Raw genomic sequence first — 26,134 nt, 5'->3', positions numbered from 1 at the left:
CGCCCATGGCTCGCGAACCACCCGCGCGAGGACGCCATGGTGAAGCGCGGCATCCTCCTCCTCGCGGCCAGCGCTCTGGCGCCGGCGCCGCTCTCGGCCCAGACGGTCGAGGACCGCGCCCGCGCCGCCGCCGAAGCATCCCGCGCGAAGACCTCGGACAGCGATGCGATCCAGCAGAATTATCTGACGCCGGGGCTTGCCGGACAACCGATCTCGACAGTCGACAACAGCCGGACGTTCAACCCCAATATAGCGTGCCAGAAGACGGCGACGCTGCTCGAACTGATCGCGCAGCCGGCGGCGACCGGCGATATCGGCACGCTGCGGATATCGCGCGACAAGGATCTCGACGGCACGGTCGACCAGACATTGACCCTGCCGGTGCCGGTATCGGGCATTTGCGCCAATGGCGTCGTCTCCTGTCAGCCGGGCACCTGGAACCAGTGCAAGAGCTTCAAATGGGATGTTGCGTCAGGCGGCGATCTCAAGCTCGCGCAAGTCGACCTGACCGATCTCGCCGGTTGCTACTGCATCAACAACAGCTGCGGCAGCAACCTCGTCTGGGGCAATATGGCCTCGGTGCTGAAAGACCTGGGCGGCGGCGTCATCGGCGCGCTCACCACGGCCGATCCGCGCGTCGGCGTCGCGCAGGCGGTGATCGACGGCCCGGCCATCCGTTACACTGGCGCCCAAAGCACGGCCTGCTCGCCCAACCCCGCGCTCCCGCAGACGGCCTATCGCGCCAGTCCCGCCACGATCCAGGGCGATGCCGCGAGCGTCGCCGCATCGAACAGCATCTTCCAGGCGCTCAAGGGCTCGCCCGCCGGCGTCGGCAAGGCCGAGCAGATCCGGTCCTGCACGATCACGCGGGAGGTGTCGTTGAACGCCGTCAAGGCGGACGATGTGATCGCGCATCTCGGCGGCGCCTATGCGATCTATGCGCCCGCACCCGATCAGCTCACATTGCAGATGGGCTCGCCGCGCGACGACAGCCTGCGAGGCGGGAGCTGCCGCATCTTCGAGTTTTCCATGCGGCTGCGGATCGATGATCCCGATCGCCTCGCGCAGTTCCGGCTCTCGCACTATTTCTTCGACGACTGGCTCCAGCTTCGCATCGACGGCGAGCTCGTGCTGTCCAATCCGGCGAACTGGACCGGGACCGGCCTGCCGCCCGGCAAGTGCGAGCGGAAACGGACCTGGCATGCCTATCCCAATCTCGACCTCAAGCCGTGGCTGACCCGCGGCGAGCATGTCATTTCCATGCGCATCGCGGTCGGCGGTGAAGGAGAGGCCTTCGCGCAGTTCGATGCAATGCTCGACCTCAGTTGCAACCCGACCGAGCGGATCGTCGACCTGTGCGCGGGCTATGCCGGCGACGTCAATTGCGCGCTTCATGACGAAAGCGTCGATGGCGTCGAGACGTTCCGCAACGGCGTCGGCACCGGCCTTACACCCCTCCCCCAGGCACGCCTGTTCGAGAGCGGCGCCTGCTCGCTCCGTCTCGCGCGGCCATGGTTCGAGCGTCAGCGCCGTTATCGTTGTACCGTCGATACCGGATCGATGCCGGAACCTGATCTGAGCCGCGGCGCCTATATCATCGACCATTCGACCGAGACCATGCTGGCCGACCGGACGAGGACCTCGGACGGGGGTTATGCCACCGCGTCACGGCCCTTCGCGCTGCCCGATCGCGGCTCGGTTCCGGCCTGCGAGCCGGTCTGCAAGACCCGCGCGCCCGCGCGCAATACGGCGGCTACCCTCGACGGAGTGGTCGGCACGAAACAGAATGCGCCTGTCGGGTGGGACACCTTCTACCATGCCTGCACGGCGGCAGGCGGCGGCGATGTCTGCCCTGTGGGTCCGGGCGAGGAAATCGTCTCGGCCTGCGGCTGCCTCGACGATTTTCCCGAAGCCGTCGTCATGATGCAGACCGTCCGCCTCGGTGGGGCCGACATGGTCTGCACGGGGGAAGTCCGATGATCGGGCGCCTCCTTCCCTGGCGGAAGCGCGCACAGCTGCTTGCGCTCGGCCTGTACGGCTTGCTGCTCGCGGGGCATGTCACGCCAGCGCAAGCGCAAACGCTCCCGGTCTGCGCGGTCGATCTCGATGGCAACGGCGATGCCGGTGATCCTGGCGAGGTCGCGAACTGCACGATCATGGCGGATGAAGAATGGCTCTGCCCGATCCAGCAAGTGATGTGCGTGGCCGATGCCGAGGGCGCGTATAGCTGCCCGCTCGGCAGCCAGCACTCATGCCTGACGCCGGTCGGCGGCGGCACGCCGATGTGCTCGCCCAATGCCTGCACCGGCAGCGACGGCACCGGAATTGAGGACGATCCCATCGTCGACGATCCCGGCGCGCCTGCCGATGGCGAAGTCGATGCCGAAGGGCATTGCCTCGGCAATATCGAGATATTCGCGGGACGCGCGGTGCGCTGCCGCCCAGCGGGTCTCAAGACCACCTTCTCGAACTGCTGCAAGGACAAAGGCAAGATCGTCAAGGACGGGATGGGCTCGTCCATCTCGTCGATCGGCACTAAGATCGCGGTGGCGAAAGGCGTCTTCACCGGCATGAAGGCCGCCTATGGCGCGTTCAAGGCGGGCGCGACCGCCGGCCAGGCCGCGAGCTCCGGCGCGAACGCGATCATCGCCGGGATCGATCCGACCTCGATCGCCATCAGTCTCGCGATCAATTTCATGATGGATTTCCTCCTGTCCGGCTGTGACCAGCAGGACATGGAAGTGGGCATGCTGCGCGGGTCGGGCATGTGCCACGAGGTCGGGACGTATTGCTCCTCGAAGATCCTCGGCATCTGCGTGCAGAAATCCAAGGGCCACTGCTGCTTCAACACCAAGCTTGGCCGCATCATCCAGGAACAGGGTCGCCCGCAGCTCAAGAGCTTCAACGGCCTTGGCTGGGGCACGCCGAAGAACCCCTATTGCCGCGGATTCACCCCCGAGGAATTCCAGGCGCTGGATTTCAGCAAGATGGACCTCTCCGAATATTATTCCGAAATCGAGGCCCGCGCCCAGGCCGACATCCAGATCGACATGAAGGACAAGATCGATGCCTATATGCAGGTCATCGGCCAATAACGCGCGCGTCTCGCTCGCGCTGGCCGGTATCGCTTTCCTCTCCACCTCCGCGCCAGCGCAGGACACCGCTCCGCCGGTAAGCGCGAGGGAGCGCGCGCAAGAGCAAGGCGACACGGCGATGGACCGGCTCGAACGCGCCACCGCCGCGCGCAAGGCCGAAGCGGAAATGCGCGGTCCGACCGCGCTGCCGACGCCATCGGACGAGACCCGCCGCCGCGCTTTCGAGGGGCTGCGCAAGCGCGCTCCGTCGCCGGCGATGGATGCGCGGGCGCGAACCGCGCTCGACAACGGCAAGGAGGCCATGGCCGCCGAGCACGACGCCATGGCCAGACGGCTCGGCCAGGCGCTCGGTCTCGATGCGCCCGACATGCAGGCCGTAGCCGGCATCACCACGCCTCCCGAAACCAAAGGCTGGGTGCCGGTGCTGTTCGTCTCGTCCTCGATGCCGGTGACGACATTGCGCATCTATGCCGGGCAGCTCGAACGGGTCGGCGGCGTGCTGGCCTTTCGCGGGATGCCCGGCGGGCTCACGAAGGTCGCGCCGATGGCGAAACTCTCCGCGGAAATCCTGCGCCATGATCCGGGATGCGAAGGCCCGGCCTGCGCGATGCGCGACGTGCAGTTGATCGTCGATCCGCTCATTTTCCGCCAGCACGGCGTCACCCGCGTCCCCGCACTCGCCATGGTGCCCGGCGATCCGGCGCTGCCCTATTGCGAGCGCGAGGATGATGCCCCGCGCGCCGCGCATGTCATCTACGGCGACGCCGCACTTTCAGGATTGCTCGAAGAATATGCCCGCCTCGGCGGCAAGCAGGAGGTGCGCGATGCTCAGACTCGCCTTCAGGGCCGCTAGATCCGGCTGGGCCGAACTGAAGCTGCTGCCGCTCAAGGCCGCGGTCGCGCTCGGCAGTTCGGGGCTCGGCCAGCCACCCCGACCCGAACAGTTGTGGAAGGCGTTCGGCATCGTCCTGCCGGTGGGCCTGCTGACGTGGTGGGCCATTCCCCAGGCGACGATCGTGATGAGCCCGTCGATCGACGCCTGGCTCGTCCGCAAGGCGCCGGGGCCGATCCATCGCGGCGATTTCGTATCGTTTACCCTGTCGCATCCGCTCGCCGGTCCCAAGCCGGTCGATGTTACCAAGATGGCGCTGTGCCTGCCGGGCGACCGCATCGACTGGATCGAGAAGCCGTCGTCTGCATCTGGCCCCATACATCCCGGCGAATGGGATGGCTGGTACTATTGCAACGGCAAGCTGCTCGGGATCAGCAAGCCTTATGGGCACAATGGGCAGAAGCTCGACCATTGGCGTCCGATGATCGGAACGATCCCGCCGGGCATGATCTATGTCGGCTCGTCGCACGCCAGCGGGTTCGACAGCCGCTACTACGGCCCGGTCGAGATCGAGCGGCTGAAGCGCATGGAGAAGCTGCTGTGATCCGCCTCGCCCTCCTCATCGTGGCGGTGCTCCTGCCGATCCTGCCTGTCCATGCGCAGACCGGCGAGCAACGCACCGGCTACTGGTGGTATCAGGCGCCGCCCAAACCCACGGAAGAGGATGCCGATCCCGACGCTCTCAAAAAGCCGGTGATCCCGCCGATGGTCGAACTGGCCACCTGGACGCCGCCGAAGATCAGGAAGCTGATCGAGGAACAGCGCGACTACGCGGCGACCGTGCTCACCGTCGATGCGGTCGCGGATTTCTGGCGTCTGCAGGACTTCGCCCGGCGCAAGGCCCGAGCCTTCGCCGGTGTCACGCAGATCGCCATGCTGCAAAATCCCGAACTCAACGCCAAGTCCGCCAATCCGATGGTCGGCGAGGCGCGTGACCAACTCTCCGCTCAGAAGGATCAGGTCCGCCGCCAGTATCTGCGTAGCCGCGCCAATGAATTCGCGCTGGTCATGTTCTCGCGTTCGACCTGCGGCTACTGCCGCGTCCAGTGGCCGATCGTCCAGCGCTTCCAGGACGAGATGGGCTGGCAGGTCACACTTCAGGACATCGACCGCAAGCCGGAACTCGCGCAGCGCTTCGGGGTCGAGGTCACGCCCACGACGATGGTGATCCGGCGGGGCAGCCAGCAGCGCATGGTGATCGCCAGCGGGGTCGAGGCCTATCCCAACCTCATCCAGATGGCCTACCAGGCGGTCCGGCTGCTCGCGGGCGATATCCGGCCCGAACAGTTCCTGACCGGCGCGGGCGAGGAAGACGGGTTCTTCGACGCGCTCGCCAACGGCCCGGTCTCCGCCACCGATCCGCGCGTCCTGGGCGGCGATCTGGTGGACGTTCGGATGGGACCCCGGCCATGATCCGCTTTGCCCCCATCCTGCTTACGGCGATGCTCATGGCCAATGGATCCGCGCACGCGCAGGCGCCGACGCACGAACAGGCGATGCGCGCGGCGATCCACCCGGTCGCCACCGACGCGAAGATGCGCCAATGGCTCGCCCGCGTTCCGGTGACGCGCGACTGGCCGCCCGACTTCGCCGAAACCATGAAAGGCCAGGCCCCCGCGTTCATCGTCGAGATGAGCACGGCGCCCGGCTGCATCCCCTGCGCCGATCTCTGGGCGCGGCTCGGCACATTGGGGCAACGCTATGGCTGGAAGGTCCGCACGATCGGCAGCCAGGAAGCGATGCTGCGCTCCGGGCGCCTCGGTCTGCCATGGGTCGGGCATCCGGTCGCCTGGGTCCGCCCTGTCGCCGATTCCAATCGCATCATTCCCGTCGCGATCGGCACCGATCACGCGCCCAACCTCGCGCGCAATCTCTACCTCGCCGCCAAGATGCTGACCGGGGTGAAGCCCGCTGTCGGCGTGCGCGGCATGGCGAAGTTCACCGGAATCGTGGCCGCGCCCACGCCTCCATCCTCCAACCGAGCAAGGAACTGACATGGGGAGCCAGACCCTTGCCCGCGCAAACGAAAGCTGCCCGCCATGGCAAACCCGCGCCGCCGCCTGACCCTGCTCGCCTTGCCCCTGCTGGCTTGCGTTGCCTTCGCCACACCGGCTTGTGCGCAAAGCTGGGCCGAAAGCTGGTTCGACAATGTGACCTATACCAGCCCCGGCTCGTTCGAGGACCAGACCCGCGGCTATATCACCGCGGGCGGCATGTCGGGCCGGATCGATGTCCATAACGACTATCTCATGTCGGTCACGCTGCCCAAGGTCCGCGCGGGCTGCGGGGGAATCGACATGTTTTTGGGCGGCATGTCGTTCCTCGATCCCGACTATCTCGTCCAGAAGCTCGAAAGCATCCTTCAGGCCGCCCCGGCGGTCGCTTTCCAGTACCTGCTGGAAACCCTCGATGAAAAAATGGGCAACATCATCTCGAAGATGGAGGCGGCGACCAACTTCCTCAACTCGATCCAGGTCAACGATTGCCGGCTCGCCAACCGCATGGTCCAGATCGCCCGGGGCGACGACAATATGTCGGGCATCATCGAAGAGATGACCGGCTACAAGAGCGTCCGCGAGGGCTTCTCCAAGAGCTATCAGCAGAGCCGCGAAAAGATTCAGGCGAACCAGGGCAATCCGACCGAGGATCTGCGCGACGCGCTGGAAAACTGCCCGGCCGAGGTCACCGACATCTTCAAGACCGGCTCGCTCCTCGCCCATGCCGCCGCGCGTGTCGGCGCGTCCGACTGGGCCGGCGTCATGCGCGCCCGCGTCGGCGACGTCTATATGCGCTGGGACCCGGCGGACAAGGTACCGCTGTTCACGGCTATCCCCGCCTGCGCGCGGCAGGACACCGAGAGCGTCGATGATTTCCTGACCGGCAAGGTCCAGACCCGCGCGATCGCGGTGCCGCCGACCTCGGCCGACTGCTCGACCGACGGCAGCGGCAAGGGCGCGCTGGTGCTCGCGCGCGGCCGGATGGAGTCGATCGCGATCAAGATCCGCACGCGCGCCGCGCTGACGGCGGAGGAACGCCAGTTCGTCGCCAATGTGCGCACCCTCCCCGTCTATCGTCTTCTGGAATGGGGCGTGCGCCAGGGGCTGGTCGAGAGCGTGATCGGCGATACCGACGAACTGGTCGCGTTGACGCTCGCATACCAGATGCTCAACGACCTCACGCGTAGCATAGATTTTGCCGTGTCCAATGCCGAACGTGGCGTGACCGCCGCCGGCGCGGCCGATGCCGGCAGCGCCCGGATCTGCCAGACCCGCATCCTCGCCAAGGGCATTGAGCAATTGAGCGGGCTACGCGACGAGGTGCTGCGCCAGCGCGCGCAGATGCGCCAGTCCTACATGGCCGCCCTCAACCAGGCGAACCTCTCGGCCAACTATGCCGGGGTCGTGCGCCAGCGCGACCGTGATGCGCGCGACGCCGCCGGCGCCGCCGCCAACCGCAACCGCTGACGGAGGGCCGCGTCATGCACCGCTTAGTTCGCGCGATCTCGGTCCTGATCGCTCTCTTCTCGGCCAGTCCCGCGCTGGCGATCGATGCGAGTTTCCACACCTATGACGGCTTTGCGGAGACGGTGGACGCCTTCCGCCTCGTCTCGATGATCTTCGGGGATTCGCGTTACGAGACATTGGTGCTGATCGTCGCGGTGGTGGGCATCGCGCTCGGCGTCCTGCTCGCCAGCATCCGCGGGCAAGGCATGGGCATCGTCGCCTTCGGGTTCCAGATGCTGATCGGCGTCGGCCTGTTCGTCGGCCTGGTCGCGACGACGGGCACGGTCCATGTCTACGACCGCGTCCGCAACGCCTATCAGCCGGTCGGCGACGTGCCGAACCTCATCGTGCTGGTCGCGGGCATGACCAACATGATGGAGCGCGCGCTCGCGGAAGTGATCGACGACAACACCACCGATCCCCATGCCAAGCTTGAGTTCGGGGCGGGCGGGCACAGTTTCGACCTGTTCCTCAATGCAGCGAGCCCGCGCGGCCCGATGACCGACACGTTCCTTGACGCGACGATCAAGGACTATGTCCGGCAATGCTATCCGGTCGCGCGGGTCTCGCCCGCCTATGGCGTCGACGACGATCAGCTGTTCCGCACGGCGACCGATCTTCCTGCCGCCTTTGCCGCGATGGCGGGGCCGGCGACCTTCAGCACGGTGTTCACGTCCACCGACAAGGGCGGCACGACGGTGAGCTGCAACGAGGCGTGGGAACATATCTCGACACGCCTCTCCGAACCTGCGCTGTTCGACAATTATGTCGCGCAGGTCTGCACCCGCACCGGCTACGACATCGGCAATGCGACCCAGCTTCAGCGCTGCCGCTCCAACATCGGCGAACTTGGCCAGATGATGATGGATACGCCGCTCTCGCTCCAGCAGTTCCTGACCAATGTGATGCTCGGCAGCACGGTGGGCGATGTGCTGTTCGAGGACAGTCCTGCAACGGCGGCGCGTGTCATGGCCAATCGCGCTGTCGTCTCGTCAGGCCTGGCCACCATGTCGACGGCCAACGAGTGGATGCCCACGATCCGGGCGACGGTCTTCGGGATCATGCTCTTCATGATGCCCGTCGCGCTGCTGTTCATCCTCACCCCGATCAATCTGCGCGTGGCTTCCTTCGCCCTCGGCCTGTTCGTCTTCGTGGCGCTCTGGGGCGTGATCGACGCCGGGATCTATCAGCTGACGCTCGGCCGCGCGACCGATGTGCTGGCCGAGATGCGCGCCAACCATGTCGCGGCCAATGCCTGGATGCTGGCGCCGTCGTCCGCGATGAAGGCGCTCGCCATCTTCGGGAGTTTCCGCACCGCGTCCGCGGGTCTTGCGGGGGCGTTCGTCTTCACGGTTTTCCGGTTCTCCGGTAATGTGTTCACCTCGTTCACATCCGGCGCGCTCGGTGTGCAGGGTCAGGGCACGGCAGCCGCCGCACCGCTTGCCACCAGCGAAGGCTATGCCGGCGCGCTCGAGGCGCAGGCGGGAGCAGCGGGCACCATGGCGCGGCGGGGCGCGGCTTCGAACTTCGGGGATTTCGGGGAGCGCTCGGCCTTCGGCGCAACCCGTGCGTTCGGTGCCGCGAGCAGCGTGCTCGGCGAACATGGCGGCGGCGCCAGCGGGACGGCCGCATTCGGCATGGGCAAGCTCGATGCGGCACGCGAACTGGGCGGGCTCTCCCCTGCCCTCACCGGCCGCAGCCTCACCGATCCCGCGACCGTGCGCGCCGTGCGCGACAATGCCGCGACCAGTGCGATCCATAATTTTGCCGAGAAGGATGCGCTCCGCAGCCTTGGCACCGGCTATTTTGGCGAGGGGCAATCCGGGGAACGTTCGTTCGCGGCCTTCACGCAGAAGATGGTCCAGTGGAAGGCGTTCGGGGATACGCGCGCCTATGACATGATGCTGTCCGGAGCCCAGCGGCATTTTGAGAGGAACGGCTACGACCAAAAGGATGCCGCGCTCAAAGCCTCGACGGTGATCGCCCAAGCGTCGGCTGATCCGACCTTCGCCAAACTGATCGCCAATACCTTCGACCAGGAGCAGATGCTGCGCAACGATCTTACCGGCGCGCAGATTCAAGTCGGCGCGATGGAAGGCCGGCGCGATTTTGCTGGCGACAATGTAAGGCGGATCGAGCGCGGCAATGTCGCGACCGAGCAGGCGCATAGGACCGGCAGCAATGAGGGCCAGCGCAACGCCGCCTCCATGCTCGGCCTCTCAGTCCAGGAAACCTCCCGCCGCATCGCCTTTATCAATGCGCTATCCGGAGAGGCTCGGTCGACAGCCATTTCCCAACTCTCCCGCGCAACCGGCCGCAACGAGGCGCAGGTCATGCGGGCGCTCGAAACCTACAATGCCGCCGTGCAGGTCGGCACCGCCGACGGTGCGACCGTCGAGGCCGCGCGCGAGGGCGCCAGCGTCTATGGCCGCACCCGCGAGGCAGCGGGCTTCGATTTTGCGGAGCGGTCGGGCAAGCTCGACGCGCAGCGTGAGGTCGGTCACGACGGTACGCGCTCGGCCGCCCGGATCGGGGAGCAGCGGCGACAGGCCGACAATGCCGGGTTCGCGGAAGGCGCGGCCGCCGCGGGCATGTCGGTGCGCCAGGCCGCACATCTCGACAGCTTCATCCGCACGCTGTCGCAGGGCGCCGGCAATCAGGTCGACATGGCCGAAGGTGGTGCGGCCGGGATCGCTGACCGCGCTCGCAACGAACGGATGACGCGGATCATCGATAATGAGCGCCTGACGCGCATGCAGAAGCTGCTGGCCGATCATGGTGTCGACATGTCGAAGCGGCAGATCGCCATGGCGCAGAATGGCGATCTGAGCCTCAATCTCACCCCGGAGACGGCGGCGCAGATGTGGCGCGGCGGGCTCATCAACGAGAGCCAATTGGGCGCGGTCGCCAATGGCGGGCGGGCAAGGTTCTCGTTCGCCGACAACGATCTTCTCGTCTCCAGCTCGGTCGGGTTCCAGCAATCGGCCCGCAACGATACCTCTACGCGGTTCGAGGCAGGGAAACAGGCCGGGCCCGACACGATCGAGCATTTCCTCAGCAGCGGCGAACAGGGCCAGGCGATGATGCAGAACTGGCTCAAGGGCGGGTTCGAGATGGACCGTCATGGCAACTGGCGTCTGAACCCGCAGGTGGCCGATACGCTTACGCGCGACGTGCAGGCGATCATCGCGCAGACCGGGTGGCAGCGCGGGCTCTCGCGATCCGCGCAGGATAATGTCACGATCGGTACAAGCGTCGGCGCTCAACTCGGAGGCTCGGTTGGGGTCGATGAATCGGAGGCGATAGGCGGTCGCGGGCAGCCTGCAGAGAAAGGCAAGCAAGCGGGCCAAGCGCAGTCGCCACAGAAGACCACGTCGACCTCAGGTCGAGTGGGCGCCAGTCTTGGTTTTGAAAGTCGTGACGTCGGAATCAGCAACGAGACAGCACAGTCGTCGATTGACATCGTCAACTACGACGTGCGCGAAGCGATTGCCGCCGCCGAGCGCGAAGCCGCGCGCTCGAGCGACCCGGCGGCGACCTTCTCGCGTGAACTGTCGGACCGGATTCTTGGCCCGGATGGCATACGCAACCGATATCTCCATGATGCGGATTCCGGCCGGGCAACTTTCGACATTACCGGGCCCCTGACTTCGGTCGAACAGAACTCCGTCCTGAAGAGCGGTAGATTTTCTACGGACGTGGATGGCAGCCCCGGCGATGGCGACAGCAGCTTCAAGAATCGTTAGTGCTTGAAGAACCGACTAGGGTGCTGAAGGCTCAGCGGGTTGCCGATGTAGAGACCTCCCGACCGTGGATCGAATATATCGGTGCCAGCACGAAGGTCTTCCATTCCTCGCTCATGTTCCTCCCACATTCTTTTGGAGGTTCTGGCCACCGCTTCATCGGACACAGGCGTACCCTCGCCCGTCGATGAAAACCCGGCCACCCACTGCTGCACATAGCCGAGTCCAAGCACCATGAGTGCCGTCATCGGAAAGAACAGGAGGTTGAGAAAACCGGCCGCCGCACTGTCGTAGAACGCCTCAAGCGGCGCGATCCTGGTCGATGTAGCCATGCCAATCCACCAGACCGGAATTGCCGACCACCACAGCTTCGCGTACCACGGACGCCAGAGCCAATCGGACGGTTTCAGCCGAGGCGATGCCGGTTCGGGCGCTTGAATATGGGCGGCGTTGTTCATCGCTATATCCTCACTGGAGGACTATAGCAGAATTCTGTCGGTGTTCCATCATTTGTGAATCGGCTCGATCTGGAAACCGATTGGGAACAACGCTTCTAATCTATCGGCATTGACCCATCTTTGCGAACAGGGATCGATGTGGCGGCGTCAATTCCAGAGAGAGGGTATTGGCGCCGCCGCAATAACCGTCACCAATGTCAATGCATGACGGTCGTTCTTGCCAGTTCCGGTAAATGTCGCGGTTGGGACAGCTTTTGCGGTGTCCAACACGGACTGCGTCTCAGCCGCTTCTGCTGGGCATATGACTTACAAGGTCGGCACGAGACCGTGCATTTTCCATATCTCGAGCATCTCCATCCCCGGGCAACCCCATTCTCGGCACCTCCGCTGATGCGAGCGGCGGCGCGACCTGTAAGGCTGGCAGTCATGATGTTTTCAAAATCTGAAGTCCGGCTAACGGCTCGGAAATCATAAAATAGCGCATGGCACCTTCGCGCAAAAAGCCAGCGCACAACAATATCCAAGTTGGGGGTTGTTGTTGATGAAAATCCCGCGATTTCTGTCATGCTCCTCTGCAACTAAGAAGGAGGTGAGAGCATGGGGAGCGTAACGAGCCGGGCAACGACGAATTGAAAGAACAAGCGCTGGAAATGATGGAGCAGTCCTTGGCGATCCTATACGCCTTGCAGGAACCCGCTGCTGCCGATCTCCACGATGTGATTGAGAGGGTCATGGGGTCGTCGGGCAAGATGGGGGAAGAAGGCGAGGTATGGGATTCTGTTTTTACCGATCTACCGCACCTGACCATGCGGGCCTTGTTCCTTCATCGCAATGACGGCTTTACCGTTGGCCAGATCGCACGCCGCCTCCGCATCAGCGAGGCCGACGCGGCGGAGCGCCTCGACCACGCTGTGCGCTATGTTCGCGCGCCTGCATCACCAAGAATATAGGCAGCGCTAGCGGAAAGACATTGCCCGGCCATTCCGCCAAAATCCATGTCGAACCGTAAGCCTTCAATGTACCTGCTGGTCCCAAACGCGAGCGGCTCCCTCTCCCATCACCTCCACCCTTTCCTCGCTGCTCCCGCACTTCACCTAACCACCACCCTTCCGCGCTGCTCGCCGCAAACAGGCTGACCTGCAGGCGTCGGAGGGGCGCCTGACCTATCCCGGCAGCAATTGCTTCTCCAACGCGGCAACAAGCTCCTGCCTCTTGCCAGGGTCCAACCGGTCCAGGTTACGTTGCTTCCACAAGACCGCGGGCAGTCGCCTCGCCTCATCAATGCCCGCAAGCGCCCAGTCCGGTTCACCACGCTTGAAGCCGACAAGGAATTGCCGATGAGTGTCAGGCATCCCGGCAACCATGCGCGCGATGATGTCTTCACGCGCTGATTCCAGTTCCGCCAGAGTGATCGGCTGGTGAGTCATTCCGACGAAACCGCGCTCGAACTCCTCGGCGAGCGGTTTACGGGCGGGAGCGAGAACCTCGGCCATCGGGCGATTATGGCTGGCGAGGTAGACGAGAAATGCACGTCGCAAATCGTCTGTGACGCCTTCGTTCGCCAGCAAGTCGCGGACGTCGAAGAGGTCGCGAGGGTGCTGCCGGTCGAGCGCCGCCACGATTTTTCCCGCATAGAGATCGGCGAAGGACACCACCTGAATCTCAGCAAAACCAAAGGCGTCCTCGACTGCGGGAACGACACCCATAACGACGGGATCATAGACCGTCCCGCGCAACACTGGCGTGACCTCGATCTTGATCTGCACATCATCCGCACGAACGATGAGCTTGGTGACGATTTTTTCGTCAGCGGAACGCGACGCATGAATCCTGGCTCCGACCAGTCCTTCCTCGATGCGTTCCTTGATCCGCAGCATCGCCGCATCGATCGTGGCGAGCGAGGTCGCGCGGTCCTCGATCGGCAGATAGGTGAGGTCGATGTCCACCGAAAGTCGCGGCAGGTCACGCACGAACAGATTGATCGCTGTTCCGCCTTTCAGCGCGAAGATATCCTCCTTCGCGACGTGAGGCATAACACGCAGAAGAAGAGCGACCTGTCTCCGGTAGCCGTCGAGAAACGCCATACAGCTATTCTCCCGCCAGGTCGGAGGGCACGGTGATGTTGTAGCGCCGGTCGAGCTTCCCTCCTTTGACCAGGACGCGTTTGCCCGATCCGAGATCCAGGCGGGAAACATCGAGCTTCGAACGCCAGGCATGGCCATGGCGATCCGCGAAGAAGAGGAAGAGACGCTTCACTTTTACGCTCGCGCACGCCTCAAGAAGTGTCTGAAGGCGACGTGGGCTGAGGTCGCTCATTCCTTCCATCAGCATGTCGACCTGATGGAAGCTCTCATGGGGAAGCTCATCGAGCAGTTCGAGAACGGCGCGTTCCTTGCTCGAACAGCGGATCGGCAAGGTCGTGCCGGCGGTGCTGGACATCCGGGGCGCAGGCTCGGGAGGAATCTCGCCGTCGACTGGAAACAGCCGGAGGCTGTTATGCCAGCGGAACGAGACATCGAGTGGCAGGCTGTCGAGCCATGTCGGCGGCCGGCTTGGCCCATAGAGATGGACTTCGCGCACCGTTATGGAGAGATAATGAGCGTAGCCCTGCTGTTCGAGCGCTGTGCGCCCGCCAACTGTCAAAGGCAGGTCCAACAGGGATTGCAGTGAGATAACGGCCTGTTCCCAGGTGAGCGGTCCACGCGAGCGGCGATAGACGCGCCGGGTCGGGCTATCGAGCCATCCCGCGCGAACATATTGGCTCCGCAGCGATGATGAGTAACCATGGGCTTCCATCCATGCCGCGTCGACCAGCAGGCTCTCTGGGAGATCCCGTTGCAGCCGGTTTAATTTTCCTAATGTTTGCGAAGCCATGCTATGCATTTTGACAGATTGGGAAACTACTGTCGAGTTTATTAATTTCGAAATTGGCTAAGCCTTGCTTGGCATTATCAGAGCTCGGCAAACTGGATCGTGCGACCGTAGGTCAATACACTTATCCGCCCTAGGCATGGCGATTCGCGGGCCAATTGACGGGATGCGCAGCACGGCGACACCGACAGGACTGTCAAGGACTGCGCCGTTTCGCCCTGTGGCGCGGGCGGCGGGGTCCAGCCTCAATGATCCCTTGGTCGTTTCGAAGGATCTGCGCGTCGATGAGCGCCCTGGCGACAAGCTCTGAGCGCTTGTAGACGCCGTAACGCTGCTTTGCGTGGGAGACGAAATAGCGCACCGAGGTCTCGCTCAGACCGAGTATCTGGCTGATCTCCCAATCGCTCTTGCCGACGGCGACCAATGCCGTGCATTGAGCTTCGCGGCGCGTGAGCCTGGGTACGTCATGTCCGCGCGAGGCATGATGTAGTCTGAGGCCCGCCTTGAACCCGAAGGCAGCGACGATGTGGAGCGTCGTCAGTAGCGATGGCGAAGCCATGATCGGCTCCGCGCGTGCGAAAGTGCAAGACGCATGGGATTCGCTCGGTATGTGGAGCGGCACGGTGACACCGTGGACGAGACCATGCAGCCGCGCTTCTTCGAACAGGGCTGATTGTGTGCCTGTGAGATCGACATAACCGGGAATCTCGTCCCAGCTGAACGGGCGGTCCAGCAACTGGCTCACCTCATAGACTGGATCGATGACGTACGCGTGGCTCTCGGTGTAGAAACGCACGAACTCCGCCGGATAGTTGGTAATAACCAGCGCCCGTTCGACCAAGCGTGGGAGGCCGCCATGTTGGATCATCGCGACATAGGGGAAGCCCATTTTCGTGGCGGCATCAGCTAAGGCGGCGAGCAGCGCTTCCATTGAAGAAGCGGCATTGAAGCGTGAGAGTGTCTCACGCATTCTGGCATTGACATACATGGCATCCTCCTTGGGTTGTGTTGGCCGTGCACCGGCAAACGTGCCAGAAGAAGCCGTTGTGATACCTATGGGAGATAGGGGGCATTCACAGCCGTCAGCCAGCGCTATGGCTGACGCGTGAGGCTGCTAGGGCAATCGTGGATTCGCTGTTTCGAAAACCTGGCTCAGGATCCGCGACACCGCCGCCGGTATTATTCTCCTGCGAAACCTGCGCGGAACCGTTCGGCAATCGTTAGTCTGAAGCATCGTTACGATGTCCCACGCAATTTGGTGTTCTGACATTCGACTGCCTCCTCACGCCATCGTGCCGATGGTTCGCCGGAACCGCGCCAACGCAATGGCGAAGAAGATCGCGCCGATAGCAATGATAGCCAGGAACTGGGGCCAGACCACGTCAAAGCCCGCGCCCCGGTAAAGGATGGCCTGCGCCATCTTCACGAAATGGGTGGTGGGCGCGGCCAACATGACCGTCTGGACGAACTCCGGCATGCTTTCGCGCGGCGTCGAACCGCCGGACAGCATCTGCAACGGCAGCAGCACCAGCATCAGCAACAAGCCGAACTGCGGCATGGAGCGCGCGATCGTCCCCATGAAGATGCCGATGGAGGTCGTGGCGAACAGGTGCAGCCCCGCTCCGGCGAGGAACAGCGCGATCGACCCTTCGACGGGAACGGACAGTACCCCTTCCACCATCACGAAAAGCGCGAAAGCGCAGGCGACCAGGACAACGAGCCCCATGGCCCAGACCTTGCTGGCCATGATCTCGAACGGCGTCACCGGCATCACTAGCAGGTGTTCGATCGTGCCGTGCTCGCGCTCGCGGATCAGGGCCGCGCCCGTCAGCACGATCGACAGCATGGTGACGCTGTTGATGATTTCCATGACCGCGCCGAACCAGCTTTGCGCCAGCGTAGGATTGAACCGCACGCGCAGCGCCAGCTCGACCGGGACCGGCGTGCTCGCACGCGTGCCTTTCATGAATTCGGCAACTTCGCCCTGCACGATCTGCTGGATGTAGCCGCCGCCCGTGAAAGCCTGGCTCATCCGCGTAGCGTCAACGTTGAGCTGCAAGCCGGGTTGGCGTCCCGCAAGTACGTCTCGCTGAAAATCGGGCGGGATGTCGAGAGCGAACGTATAGCGCCCGGCATCCAGCCCCTTGTCCACTTCGTTCAGTCCCACGATCGAAGGGGGCGTGAAGTGCGGCGGATAAAAGGCGCCGGTTATCCGGCTGGAAAGCTGCGACTGGTCTTCATCGACGATCGCGATAGGCGCCTTGTGCAGCGTTTCCGGCATGGCGGTTGCCGCGACGTAGATCCCCACCGAGAACGAATAGAGGATCAGGAACAGCATCATCGGATCGCGCCACAGGCTGCGCAGTTCCTTGATGCCGAGCCGGTAGATGTTGGCCGCGTGGCGCATATCAGCTCTCCTGCTTACGCAGCAACGCGACACACAGCGCCAGGATGACGGGAAACGTCGCGAACAGCACGAGAAGGTCAGGCCAGAGGTCGGCGAAGCCCAGCCCCTTGGAAAAGACGCCGCGGCAGATGGTGACGAACCAGGTCGCGGGATATATCGATCCGATCACCGCGCCCGCCCCCTCGAGCGAGGACACCGGGTTGATCAGGCCGGAAAACTGCACGGCGGGCAGGATCGTGCCGATGGCGGTGGCGAACATCGCGGCAATCTGGCTGCGCATGAAGATGGAGAACAGCAGGCCGATGGCCGTCGCCGACAGCGTATAGAAGAGAGCGCCCAGCGTCATCGCGAGGAAACTGCCCGTCAACGGCACACCGAACATCGTGACGGCGAGGAACACCAGCAAGACATAGTTCAGCATGGCGAGCGCGACATAGGGAAGCTGCTTGCCCAGCAGGAATTCCACCTTGCTGATCGGCGTCACGTAGAAATTGACGATGGAACCCAGCTCCTTTTCCCGCACCACGCTCAAAGCCGTCAGCATCGCCGGGAACAAGAGCAGCATCATCGGAATCACGGCCGGCGCGATGGCTACAAGGCTTTTCACGTCCGGATTGTAACGATAGCGCAGCTCGATATTGACGAGACCCATCGATGGCCGCGCACCTGTTTCCTGCACGGCCATTTCACTGAGCCAGTGGGCATGCAGGGCCTGGACATAGCCTTGCACGGTCTCGGCCCGCTGCGGCATGGCGCCATCGACCCATACACCGATCTGCACCGGCACGCCCCGGCGCAGGTCGCGCGCGAAATTGGGCGGAATCTCCAGGGCCACGCTCAGTTCGCCCGAGCGCATCCGCCGGTCCAACTGGCTATAGTCGGTGATCGGCGGCCGTTCGATGAAATAGCGCGATCCGGCCAGGTTGAGGACGTAGTTCTCGCTGGTGGTCGTGCCGTCGCGGTCCAGCACGGCGAACGGCAAGTCCTCCACGTCCATGCTGATGCCATAGCCCATGATGAACATCAGGATGACGCTGCCCAGCAGGGCCAGGGTGGCGCGGATGGGATCGCGGCGCAATTCCAGCCCTTCGCGCCGGGCATAGCTCATCATCCGGCGCCGCATGAACCATGGGGAGCGGGCCGGTGCAGCCGAAATGTCCTGATCGGCCGCGGCAGGCGCGCCCGCAGGAACCGGATCGTCCCTCTTTTCTGTCGGCGTCTCGCCGCTCGCATCCTGAAGATAGGCGATGAACGCTTCTTCCAGGTCCGCCGCGCCGCGGTTCTCGACAATGGCGGCGGGGGTGTCGCTGACCAGCACCTTGCCCGCATGCATCAGCGATATGCGGTCGCACCGCTCCGCTTCGTTCATGAAGTGCGTGGAAATGAAGATCGTCACCTTGTCGCGCCGGGACAGGTCGATCATCATCTGCCAGAACTGGTCCCGCGCGATCGGATCGACGCCGGACGTCGGTTCATCCAGGATCAGCATTTCCGGCTTGTGGATCATGGCGACGGCTAGGCTGAGCCGCTGGCGCTGGCCCAGCGGCAAGGCGCCGGGCAACGCATCCATGATGCCATCCAGGCCGAACCGCTGCGCCATTTCCCTCACGCGGGCCGGCACTTCCCCGGCGGGAACATGGAAGAGCTGGGCATGCAGCTCGAGGTTCTGCCGGACCGTCAGTTCCGAGTAGAGCGAGAAGGCCTGGCTCATATAGCCAACGCGCCGGCGCGTCGCCATGTCGTCATTCTCGACCTCGCGGCCGAACAGCCAGGCCTGGCCTTCGCTGGCTTTCAGCAGGCCGGTCAGCATCTTCATGGTGGTCGACTTGCCGCAGCCGTTGGAGCCGAGGAATCCAAAGATCTCGCCGCGCTCGATGCGAAAATCGACATGATCGACTGCCGTGAAATCACCGAAACGCATGGTGAGCCCCTGCGCCTCGATGGCGATCTCGGCCTCGCCGCCGTCGCTGCGCGGCGGAATCTCCACCGGCTTGTGCCCGCGGCGGCGCTCCTCGGGAAGCATCGAGATAAACGCCTGTTCCAGCGACTGTTCGCCGGTGCGTGCATAGAAGTCGGCTGCGGTGCCGGTGGCCAGCACCTTTCCCGCGTCCATCGCGATTAGCCAGTCGAAGCGTTCGGCCTCTTCCATATAGGCCGTGGCGACCAGCACGCTCATGTGCGGGCGGTTCGCGCGGATGCGGTCGATCAGATCCCAGAATTGCGCGCGCGACATGGGATCGACGCCGGTTGTCGGCTCATCCAGCAGCAGGAAATCGGGATCGTGGATGAGCGCGCAGCACAAGCCGAGCTTCTGCTTCATGCCGCCCGAAAGCTTGCCCGCCGGGCGCTTGCGGAACGGCGCGAGGCCCGTGCTTTCGGTGAGGTCGGCAATGCGGCGCTCGCGTTCGGCCGCGTCCTGCCCGAACAACCGCCCGAAGAATTCGAGATTTTCGTCGATGGAGAGCGTAGGATAGAGGTTCTTGCCCAGCCCCTGCGGCATATAGGCGATGCGCGGACACACGGCGTTGCGGTGGCGGGCCTCGGCCATGTCGCCGCCCAGCACCTCGACCCGGCCCTCCTGGATGGCTCGCGCGCCCGCGATCAGGGAAAACAGGCTGGACTTGCCGACGCCGTCCGGGCCGATCATCGCCACCATGCGCCCGGCGGGGATTTCAAGATTCACATCATCGAGCGCCAGCACCTTGCCGTAATGCAGGCTCACGCCCGAAACGCGGGCGACAGCTTCCGTCATTGCGGCACGTTGACGGTCAGTTTCGCGGGCCATTCGGATTTCGGATCGATCCGCACATAGGCCATGCCCGGAAGGCCGGTCTTGACCTGGGTGATATAGCGATCGAGCAACTTGCGATCGATCTGCGCCTTCACGCGGAACATCAGTTTCTGGCGCTCGCTTTGCGTCTCCACCGTCTTGGGCGTGAACTGGGCCACATCGGCAACGAAGCTGACTTTCGCAGGGATCGCACGATCCGGAAGCGCATCGAGCACGATGCGTACATCGCTGCCCAGCGCCACCTTGCCCGCGACCGTTTCCGGCAGGAAGAAGGTCATGTAGACGTCGCCCAGATTGACCAGGTTGAGCACGCGCCCGCCGCCACCCACGACTTCGCCCGGCTGGGCGACGCGATATTGCACGCGGCCGGCCGTCGGCGCCTTGAGGTCGCTGTCGCGGATATCGGCCTCGATCCGCTGGATGGTGGCGCGCACGGCATCGACCTGCGAACGCGCGCCGATCACCTGGTTGCGCGCCGTCGTGATCGCCGCGTCGACGGCCGCGAGTTGGGCGCGAGCGGCCTCCACTGCCGCCGCCGCGCCTTCGACGCGGGCCTGATCGTCATCCCGTTCCTGCACGGCGGTCGCACCTTCTCGCGCCAGCGTTTCCGATCGCGCCAGCCGCTTGCGCGCCGCGTTCAGCTCCGCCTCACGCTGGCGGACGCCGGCGAGAGCCGCCGCCCGGTTGCTCTGCTGCTGCGCGACCTGGCTGGTCGCGATCTGGATGCCGTTCAGCGCCTGCGCCAGTTGCGCTTCGGCTTCGGCCCTCTGGGCACTCAGCACGTCCGTATCCATATGGGCGACGACTTGCCCCGCCTGCACGAACGCGCCTTCGTCGACCAGGATTTCGCGGATGCGGCCGGGCGATTTGGCGGAAACGTCGATTTCAACCGCTTCGATCCGGCCGTTACCGCCGACGATGCCTTCGGGCAAATCGCCGGGCTTGAGCACCTGCCAAAGGAGCAGAGCTACAACGACGAGCGCCGCCGCGATGCCGCCCCTGATGAGCCATGTCTTCCGGGACGCCGTCATCGCCTGTGTTCTCCGCCTTGATCGTTGCTGTCGTGGACGACTTCGGCGGGAAAGCCCCCGCCAAGCGCCGCGTAGAGGGCTATGCCGCTCGCCAGATGAGCGCGGCGCAACTGGATCAGCGCCTGTTCGGTGTCGAAAAGGTCGCGTTGCGCGTCCAGCACTTCCAAATAGGCCGAACGCCCGTTGTCGAACCGCAACCCGGCCAGCCGAGCCCGTTCGCGCAAGGCGTCCAGCGAGCTGCGCGCGGTGTCGATCCGCAACGCCAGTTGCCGGCGCCGGACCAGCGCGTCGGAAACATCACGAAACGCGCCCTGCACGGTCTTTTCATAGCTGGCCACGGCTTCGACCTGCCGCGCTTTCGCCAGATCGAGGTTGCCGGAAAGGCGGCCCGCATTGAACAGCGGCAGGGCGATCGTCGGGGTGAAGCTCCACGCGCGGCTCCCGTCGCCGAACAGCCCGTCGAGATCGGAACTCGCCGTGCCGAAGGCACCCGTCAGGCTGATATTGGGAAAGAACGCCGCCCGCGCCGCGCCGATATCGGCGTTGGCCGTCCGCAATTGATATTCCGCCGCCACGATATCAGGCCGGTTGACCAGAAGGTCGGAGGGCAAACCCGGCGGAAGGGCGATATCCGGTCCGGTTTCGGCAAGACCGAGGGGCCCAGGCACGATCTCCACGGGCCGCCCGACCAGCAGCGCCAGCGCGTTGCGGTTCACGTCGCGGTCCTGCTCAAGCGCTTGCAGCGCATCCTGCGCCTGCGCCAGCAGCAACTGCGCCTGGGTCATTTCGAGCTTCGAGCCGGACCCGACTTCATAGCGGCGGCGCATGATCCGCAGTGAGTCCTCGCGCGTGACGATCGTCCGCCGGGCAAGCGCGAGGCGTTCCTCATATTCGCGCTCCAGCAGATAGCCATTGGCGACCTGCGCGATCAGGCCGGTGGCAACGGCGCGCTTCGCCTCTTCCGTCGCCAGATAACGATTGCGCGCGGCGTCGTTCAGGTTGCGCAGACGGCCCCAGAAATCGATTTCCCAGCTCGCGCTCACCTGCGCGGTGACCTGCTTGATGTCATAGCTCTGCGTGCCTGCGCCCGGCAGGCTGATGATGGAACGACCCCGCGTGCCGGTGCCGACGGCGTTGAGTTCGGGATAGAGCGCCGATCCCTCGATACGCCAGGCCGCGCGCGCCTGATCGACGCGGGCCGCGGCGATACGGATATCGCGGTTGTTCTCCAGCGCGGCCGCGATCAGCACACGCAGATGCTCTTCCCGGAAGAAATCATGCCAACCGATCCGCGCGATGGACGCGCCCAGCGCGGCTGGCGCGGGATAGTCCTGCGGCACCGGCTGGGCCGGCCGGACATTGGGCGGCGCGAAGGAACAGCCGGACAGGAAAGATGGCACGATCATCGCCGCCATGACGGCCCGGAACCCGCATAAACGGCCAGTAATATGAGCGCTGCGAGCCATCTAGTCCGGTTCCATTCTGGTTCAAACAGGCGGTACGCCTATGGGCAAGCACCTCTCCGGACTATTAGTATCTACACTTAGTGGTTTTGATATTGCCCGGTATCACTTGCCGATCAAGCGCGAAAGCTGGAATGAAGCAGCGATGGGCCGCGAGCGATTCATGAAAGATGACGGCGCCGCATCGGGAACCGGCTCGCGTCTGCCTGCCCGCGATCCCAGGGGAGGAAGGCCGCCACAGGAGGTCGCAGCCCGGCTTGGACATCATATCCTCGAGACGGCGCTTGCCCAATTCATCGCCGGCGGCGTCGAGGGTACGAGTATGGAAGCTATCGCCGCCGCCGCACAGACATCGAAGCGAACGCTCTATTCCCGCTTCGGCTCAAAGCTCGCCCTGCTCGTCGCCGCCATGGAACACAGCCTTGCCCGCTATCTCGATCCGATCGCGGCATCGGTCCCTCGAGGAAGCACCCGCAAAAAAATCGCCTATATCGCTCGCAGGATGCTCGACCTGTCGCTTCAAGGCGATGTCGTGGGCATCGAAGCGCTCATCATCTGGCTGGCAAACCACAATCCGGGCATGATGCGGGCACAGCCCGCGATCGGCACCCAGTTCGGCATCGATCTGATGCAGACGATCCTTGCCGAGGCGAGCGAACCGAACAGCGAGGAAGCAGGCGATCTTCCGTTCCTCGCTGCTTTTCTCTTCGACGCGCTGGTCACCGTGCCGCGCCAGCGCATCCTGCAGCGCCATGATCTGCACAACACCACCCGGACAAAGGCTGCCTATATCGAGCGAGCGCTCGACCTCATGGCAAAGGCCATTCCGTTCCTGAACGAAGGGCGCGGTAACCGCCTCACATCCTGAAGCCCTCGCCAAGATAGCGATGCCGGACTTCGGGGTTGTCGAGTACCGCTTCTGGGCCGCCCTCGAACAGCATCCTGCCCTGATCGATGATATAGGCCCGCTCGACCAGTTCGAGCATCTCATGCACATTGTGGTCGGTCAGAAGGATCGCCACGCCTTCTCGCTTGAGCTTTCGCACCATCGCCTTGACGTCGGCGATCGACATGGGATCGATGCCCGCGAACGGTTCATCGAGCAGGATGACCGAGGGCGCTGCCGCCATGGCCCTGGCGATCTCGCAGCGCCTGCGTTCCCCGCCGGACAACCGCTGTGCGGGAACGTCGCGAATGTGGGCGATATTGAACTCGGCAAGAAGTTCATCGAGCCGCGCGGCAGCTACATCGCGATCGGCGATATGCAGTTCGAGCACGGCCGCGATATTCTCCGCAGCCGTCATGCCGCGGAAGATCGATCCTTCCTGGGGAAGATAGCCGAGGCCCAGCTTCGCTCTTCGATCCATGGGAAGCGCGGTGACATCCTGACCGCCAATCTCGATCCTGCCGGCATCCACGCTCATCAGGCCGGCAATCGCATAGAAGCAGAGCGTCTTGCCGGCCCCGTTTGGCCCCAGAAGCCCCACGATTTCGCCTGCCCGCACTTCGAGCGCGACATCGTCAAGCACCTTCCGCTTGCCAAAGGACTTCTCGATCCCGGCGATCGAAAGAACCGTCGGCGCGCGCTCGACTGCGACCGGTCCGATTGACGCGGGCGCAAGCGGCTCGCTCTCCGAACGCGCGGCCGGCGATACGAGTTGGGCATCATGCCCGAGATTTCCGCCAAGGTCCCTCAAAAGCCGGGTCAGTACGCGTCTCCATCCCGGCCGGCCAGCACCAGCGCAACCGCTGCCATCATGGCGATCTCGCGGATCATCCATTCTCCTTCAATTTCCCGCAAAATTGCCCGGGATGACGACCGCCGTACACTGTATCTCCAGGCAATGCATCGCCATCGTGAACTATACCTAGTGGCTTTACGCTCAATGATTGAGGCTCCTTTTTCTCCAGCAGGCCATGGCCGAATATCCCCGCGCCCGCGGTTGCGACTGGCCGTCAGACAGCCGTCCGGTCGCAACCAAGCTCCGTGCGGCTTGCATTCTATCTTACCTATGCAGTACCGTTCGGCATAAGAAGAACCGGGAGGGGCGGCCCAAACATCTGCTGTGGAATCCTGTCGGAGAGACGAGGCACCTTCCAGCGGAACTCGGAGTATATAGTCATGGCCACGTCCCCTCCGCCTTCCGACGATCCGCTGGACGGAATCAGCGAAACGCTCGACCGCACGGCATCGGCGGCCATCGCGCAGACGACTTTCGGCCTTTCGCCGGCCACGCTCCTGCTTGCCATGGCCGATTGGGGGATTCATCTCGCCACGTCGCCGGGCAAACAAATGCAGCTTGGCGCCAAGGCCATCCGCAAGCATGCCCGGCTTTTCGACTATCTGCAGCGCCGCATGGAAGACAGCGAGGCCGAACCGGCCATCGAACCATTGCCGCAGGACCGGCGCTTCGCCGATCCCGCCTGGAAAGAATTACCTTTCAATCTCGTCGCTCAGGCCTTCCTGCTCAACCAGCAATGGTGGCACGCCGCGACGACAGGCATTGGCGGTGTCTCGAAACATCATGAAGACATGGTGGAATTCGCCGCACGGCAGATGCTGGACATGCTCGCGCCGACCAACTTTCTCGCCACCAATCCCGTTCTCCAACACAAGATCGCGGAAACAGGTGGCCAATGCCTGGTCGACGGCTTCCGGCACCTGGTCGAGGACATGCAGCACATGGCGCGCGGCCTGCCGCCGGTCGGCGCCGAAGCCTTTCGCGTGGGCGAAAACGTCGCCACGGCCAAAGGCAAGGTCGTCTACCGCAACAAGCTGATCGAACTGATCCAGTATGAACCGACCACGGACACCGTGCGGCCCGAGCCAATCCTGATCGTGCCCGCGTGGATCATGAAATACTATATTCTCGACCTGTCGCCCGAGAACTCGCTGGTCCGCTGGCTGACGGCGCAAGGCTTCACCGTGTTCATGATTTCGTGGCACAATCCCGGCAGTGCCGACCGTGACCTCGACATGGACGCCTACCGGCACCTCGGACCGATGGCGGCGCTCGATGCGGTGACGGCGATCACCGGCGCGACGGGCATCCATGCCATGGGCTATTGCCTGGGCGGCACGCTGCTCTCGATCGCGGCCGCGGCCATGGCGCGCGACGGAGATGACAGGCTCGCCAGCGTCACACTGCTGGCCGCACAGACGGAATTCAGCGAGCCGGGGGAATTGGGCCTGTTTATCGACGAAGGCCAGCTCAACCTGCTGGAGAACATGATGTGGAGCCGGGGCTATCTGGACAGCAGCCAGATGGGCGGCGCCTTCCAGATCCTGCGTTCCAACGATCTGGTCTGGTCGCGTGTGCTCGCCACCTACCTGATGGGCGAGCGCGAACCGATGAACGACCTCATGGCCTGGAACGCCGACGGCACACGGATGCCCTATGCCATGCACAGCCAGTATCTGCGCCGCCTGTTCCTCGACGACGACCTGGCCGAAGGAAAATACCGGGTGGATGGGCGAACCATCAACCTTGCCTCCATCCGCAAACCGCTGTTCGTGGTCGGAACCGAGCGCGATCATGTCGCGCCATGGCATTCCGTCCACAAGATCCACCTGCTGACCGGGGCCGAGATCACTTTCGTCCTGACCAGCGGCGGGCACAATGCCGGCATCGTTTCGGAACCGGGCCACAAGGGCCGCCGCTACCGCGTGTTGACCCGCGAGGTCGACGGCACCTCCTACGATCCCGAAGAATGGGCAAGCCGCGCCGAGCAAAAGCAAGGCTCATGGTGGACGGCGTGGGGAGAATGGCTGGCCGCGCGTTCGGGAGAACCTGGTGCGCCGCCGCCCATGGGCGCAGCGGACAAGGGCTATGCGGCGATCGCCGATGCTCCCGGCCATTATGTGCTGGAGCATTGAGCA

General features: G+C 64.0%; 20 protein-coding genes. 11 read left to right on the top strand and 9 right to left on the bottom strand.

The genetic code is table 11. The features are described from left to right. Positions 1 to 36 precede the first annotated feature (36 nt). The 8 genes from SCLO_RS02700 to SCLO_RS02665 are packed head-to-tail and all read left to right on the top strand — an operon-like array spanning position 37 to position 11,236. Positions 37 to 1,980 carry a hypothetical protein gene (locus SCLO_RS02700; protein WP_013846831.1) on the top strand — a complete coding sequence of 648 codons (1,944 nt, stop codon included), beginning with the start codon at positions 37 to 39 and terminating at the stop codon, positions 1,978 to 1,980. Beyond that, positions 1,977 to 3,095 (top strand): conjugal transfer protein TraN, encoded by a 1,119-nt coding sequence (gene traN / locus SCLO_RS02695; RefSeq protein ID WP_021246295.1) that lies wholly within the window; start codon positions 1,977 to 1,979, stop codon positions 3,093 to 3,095. Before SCLO_RS02700 ends, traN begins: the two co-directional genes overlap by 4 nt. Beyond that, the gene (locus SCLO_RS02690) at positions 3,067 to 3,948 is read left to right on the top strand and encodes a type-F conjugative transfer system pilin assembly protein TrbC (protein WP_021246294.1); all 882 of its coding nucleotides are present in this window, start codon (positions 3,067 to 3,069) and stop codon (positions 3,946 to 3,948) included. Before traN ends, SCLO_RS02690 begins: the two co-directional genes overlap by 29 nt. Next, positions 3,920 to 4,531, top strand: a complete 612-nt coding sequence (locus tag SCLO_RS02685) for a S26 family signal peptidase (RefSeq protein ID WP_021246293.1) — start codon at positions 3,920 to 3,922, stop codon at positions 4,529 to 4,531. The genes SCLO_RS02690 and SCLO_RS02685 overlap by 29 nt, the downstream gene beginning before the upstream one ends. Continuing rightward, positions 4,528 to 5,400 (top strand): conjugal transfer protein TraF, encoded by an 873-nt coding sequence (locus SCLO_RS02680; RefSeq protein ID WP_021246292.1) that lies wholly within the window; start codon positions 4,528 to 4,530, stop codon positions 5,398 to 5,400. Before SCLO_RS02685 ends, SCLO_RS02680 begins: the two co-directional genes overlap by 4 nt. After that, complete coding sequence (locus SCLO_RS02675) at positions 5,397 to 5,981, top strand: hypothetical protein (protein WP_021246291.1); 585 nt, start codon at positions 5,397 to 5,399, stop codon at positions 5,979 to 5,981. The genes SCLO_RS02680 and SCLO_RS02675 overlap by 4 nt, the downstream gene beginning before the upstream one ends. A 45-nt stretch (positions 5,982 to 6,026) precedes the next feature. Further along, on the top strand, positions 6,027 to 7,451 hold the full coding sequence (locus SCLO_RS02670; RefSeq protein ID WP_021246290.1) for a conjugal transfer protein TraH: 1,425 nt from the start codon (positions 6,027 to 6,029) through the stop codon (positions 7,449 to 7,451). 14 nt (positions 7,452 to 7,465) lie between these two features. Next, the gene (locus SCLO_RS02665; protein ID WP_021690792.1) at positions 7,466 to 11,236 is read left to right on the top strand and encodes a conjugal transfer protein TraG N-terminal domain-containing protein; all 3,771 of its coding nucleotides are present in this window, start codon (positions 7,466 to 7,468) and stop codon (positions 11,234 to 11,236) included. Here SCLO_RS02665 and SCLO_RS02660 read toward each other — a convergent pair. Continuing rightward, a complete protein-coding gene (locus tag SCLO_RS02660; protein WP_021246288.1) occupies positions 11,233 to 11,691 on the bottom strand; it encodes a hypothetical protein in 459 nt (152 codons plus the stop codon). The two genes, SCLO_RS02665 and SCLO_RS02660, sit on opposite strands and share 4 nt — an antisense overlap. Positions 11,692 to 12,356: 665 nt before the next feature. Here SCLO_RS02660 and SCLO_RS02655 point away from each other — a divergent pair. Beyond that, the gene (locus SCLO_RS02655; RefSeq protein WP_145980663.1) at positions 12,357 to 12,641 is read left to right on the top strand and encodes a hypothetical protein; all 285 of its coding nucleotides are present in this window, start codon (positions 12,357 to 12,359) and stop codon (positions 12,639 to 12,641) included. Positions 12,642 to 12,854: 213 nt separating this feature from the next. Here SCLO_RS02655 and SCLO_RS02650 read toward each other — a convergent pair whose 3' ends face one another. From SCLO_RS02650 to SCLO_RS02620, 7 genes are all read right to left on the bottom strand, one after another. Next, positions 12,855 to 13,775: a nucleotidyl transferase AbiEii/AbiGii toxin family protein gene (locus tag SCLO_RS02650; protein ID WP_021690793.1), complete on the bottom strand. Its 921-nt coding sequence runs from the start codon at positions 13,773 to 13,775 to the stop codon at positions 12,855 to 12,857. Positions 13,776 to 13,779: 4 nt separating this feature from the next. Next, a complete protein-coding gene (locus SCLO_RS02645; RefSeq protein WP_013846842.1) occupies positions 13,780 to 14,574 on the bottom strand; it encodes a type IV toxin-antitoxin system AbiEi family antitoxin in 795 nt (264 codons plus the stop codon). Between the two features lie 184 nt (positions 14,575 to 14,758). Next, complete coding sequence (locus SCLO_RS02640; protein ID WP_231923327.1) at positions 14,759 to 15,532, bottom strand: helix-turn-helix transcriptional regulator; 774 nt, start codon at positions 15,530 to 15,532, stop codon at positions 14,759 to 14,761. Between the two features lie 312 nt (positions 15,533 to 15,844). Then, positions 15,845 to 16,969, bottom strand: a complete 1,125-nt coding sequence (locus SCLO_RS02635) for an ABC transporter permease (RefSeq protein ID WP_021246284.1) — start codon at positions 16,967 to 16,969, stop codon at positions 15,845 to 15,847. A 1-nt stretch (position 16,970) separates the two neighbouring features. Then, positions 16,971 to 19,721: a ribosome-associated ATPase/putative transporter RbbA gene (rbbA, locus tag SCLO_RS02630; protein WP_021246283.1), complete on the bottom strand. Its 2,751-nt coding sequence runs from the start codon at positions 19,719 to 19,721 to the stop codon at positions 16,971 to 16,973. Beyond that, on the bottom strand, positions 19,718 to 20,791 hold the full coding sequence (locus tag SCLO_RS02625) for an HlyD family secretion protein (RefSeq protein WP_021246282.1): 1,074 nt from the start codon (positions 20,789 to 20,791) through the stop codon (positions 19,718 to 19,720). Before SCLO_RS02625 ends, rbbA begins: the two co-directional genes overlap by 4 nt. Continuing rightward, positions 20,788 to 22,206 carry an efflux transporter outer membrane subunit gene (locus tag SCLO_RS02620; protein WP_231923326.1) on the bottom strand — a complete coding sequence of 473 codons (1,419 nt, stop codon included), beginning with the start codon at positions 22,204 to 22,206 and terminating at the stop codon, positions 20,788 to 20,790. The genes SCLO_RS02625 and SCLO_RS02620 overlap by 4 nt, the downstream gene beginning before the upstream one ends. Positions 22,207 to 22,297: 91 nt before the next feature. On the opposite strand from SCLO_RS02620, the gene SCLO_RS02615 reads away from it, so the two are divergent. Next, on the top strand, positions 22,298 to 23,122 hold the full coding sequence (locus tag SCLO_RS02615) for a TetR/AcrR family transcriptional regulator (RefSeq protein ID WP_021690795.1): 825 nt from the start codon (positions 22,298 to 22,300) through the stop codon (positions 23,120 to 23,122). On the opposite strand, the gene lptB is transcribed toward SCLO_RS02615, so the two are convergent. Next, entirely contained in the window at positions 23,112 to 23,861 is a 750-nt protein-coding gene (lptB, locus tag SCLO_RS02610) for an LPS export ABC transporter ATP-binding protein (protein WP_047169120.1), read from the bottom strand. The genes SCLO_RS02615 and lptB overlap by 11 nt on opposite strands. Before the next feature lie 515 nt (positions 23,862 to 24,376). Between lptB and SCLO_RS02605 the strand changes: the two genes are divergently transcribed. After that, on the top strand, positions 24,377 to 26,131 hold the full coding sequence (locus tag SCLO_RS02605; RefSeq protein ID WP_021246278.1) for a PHA/PHB synthase family protein: 1,755 nt from the start codon (positions 24,377 to 24,379) through the stop codon (positions 26,129 to 26,131). Positions 26,132 to 26,134 lie beyond the last annotated feature (3 nt).

The sequence above is a fragment of the Sphingobium cloacae genome (assembly GCF_002355855.1).
Classification (GTDB): Bacteria; Pseudomonadota; Alphaproteobacteria; order Sphingomonadales; family Sphingomonadaceae; genus Sphingobium; species Sphingobium cloacae.
This window is presented reverse-complemented; position numbering and strand designations above follow the sequence as displayed.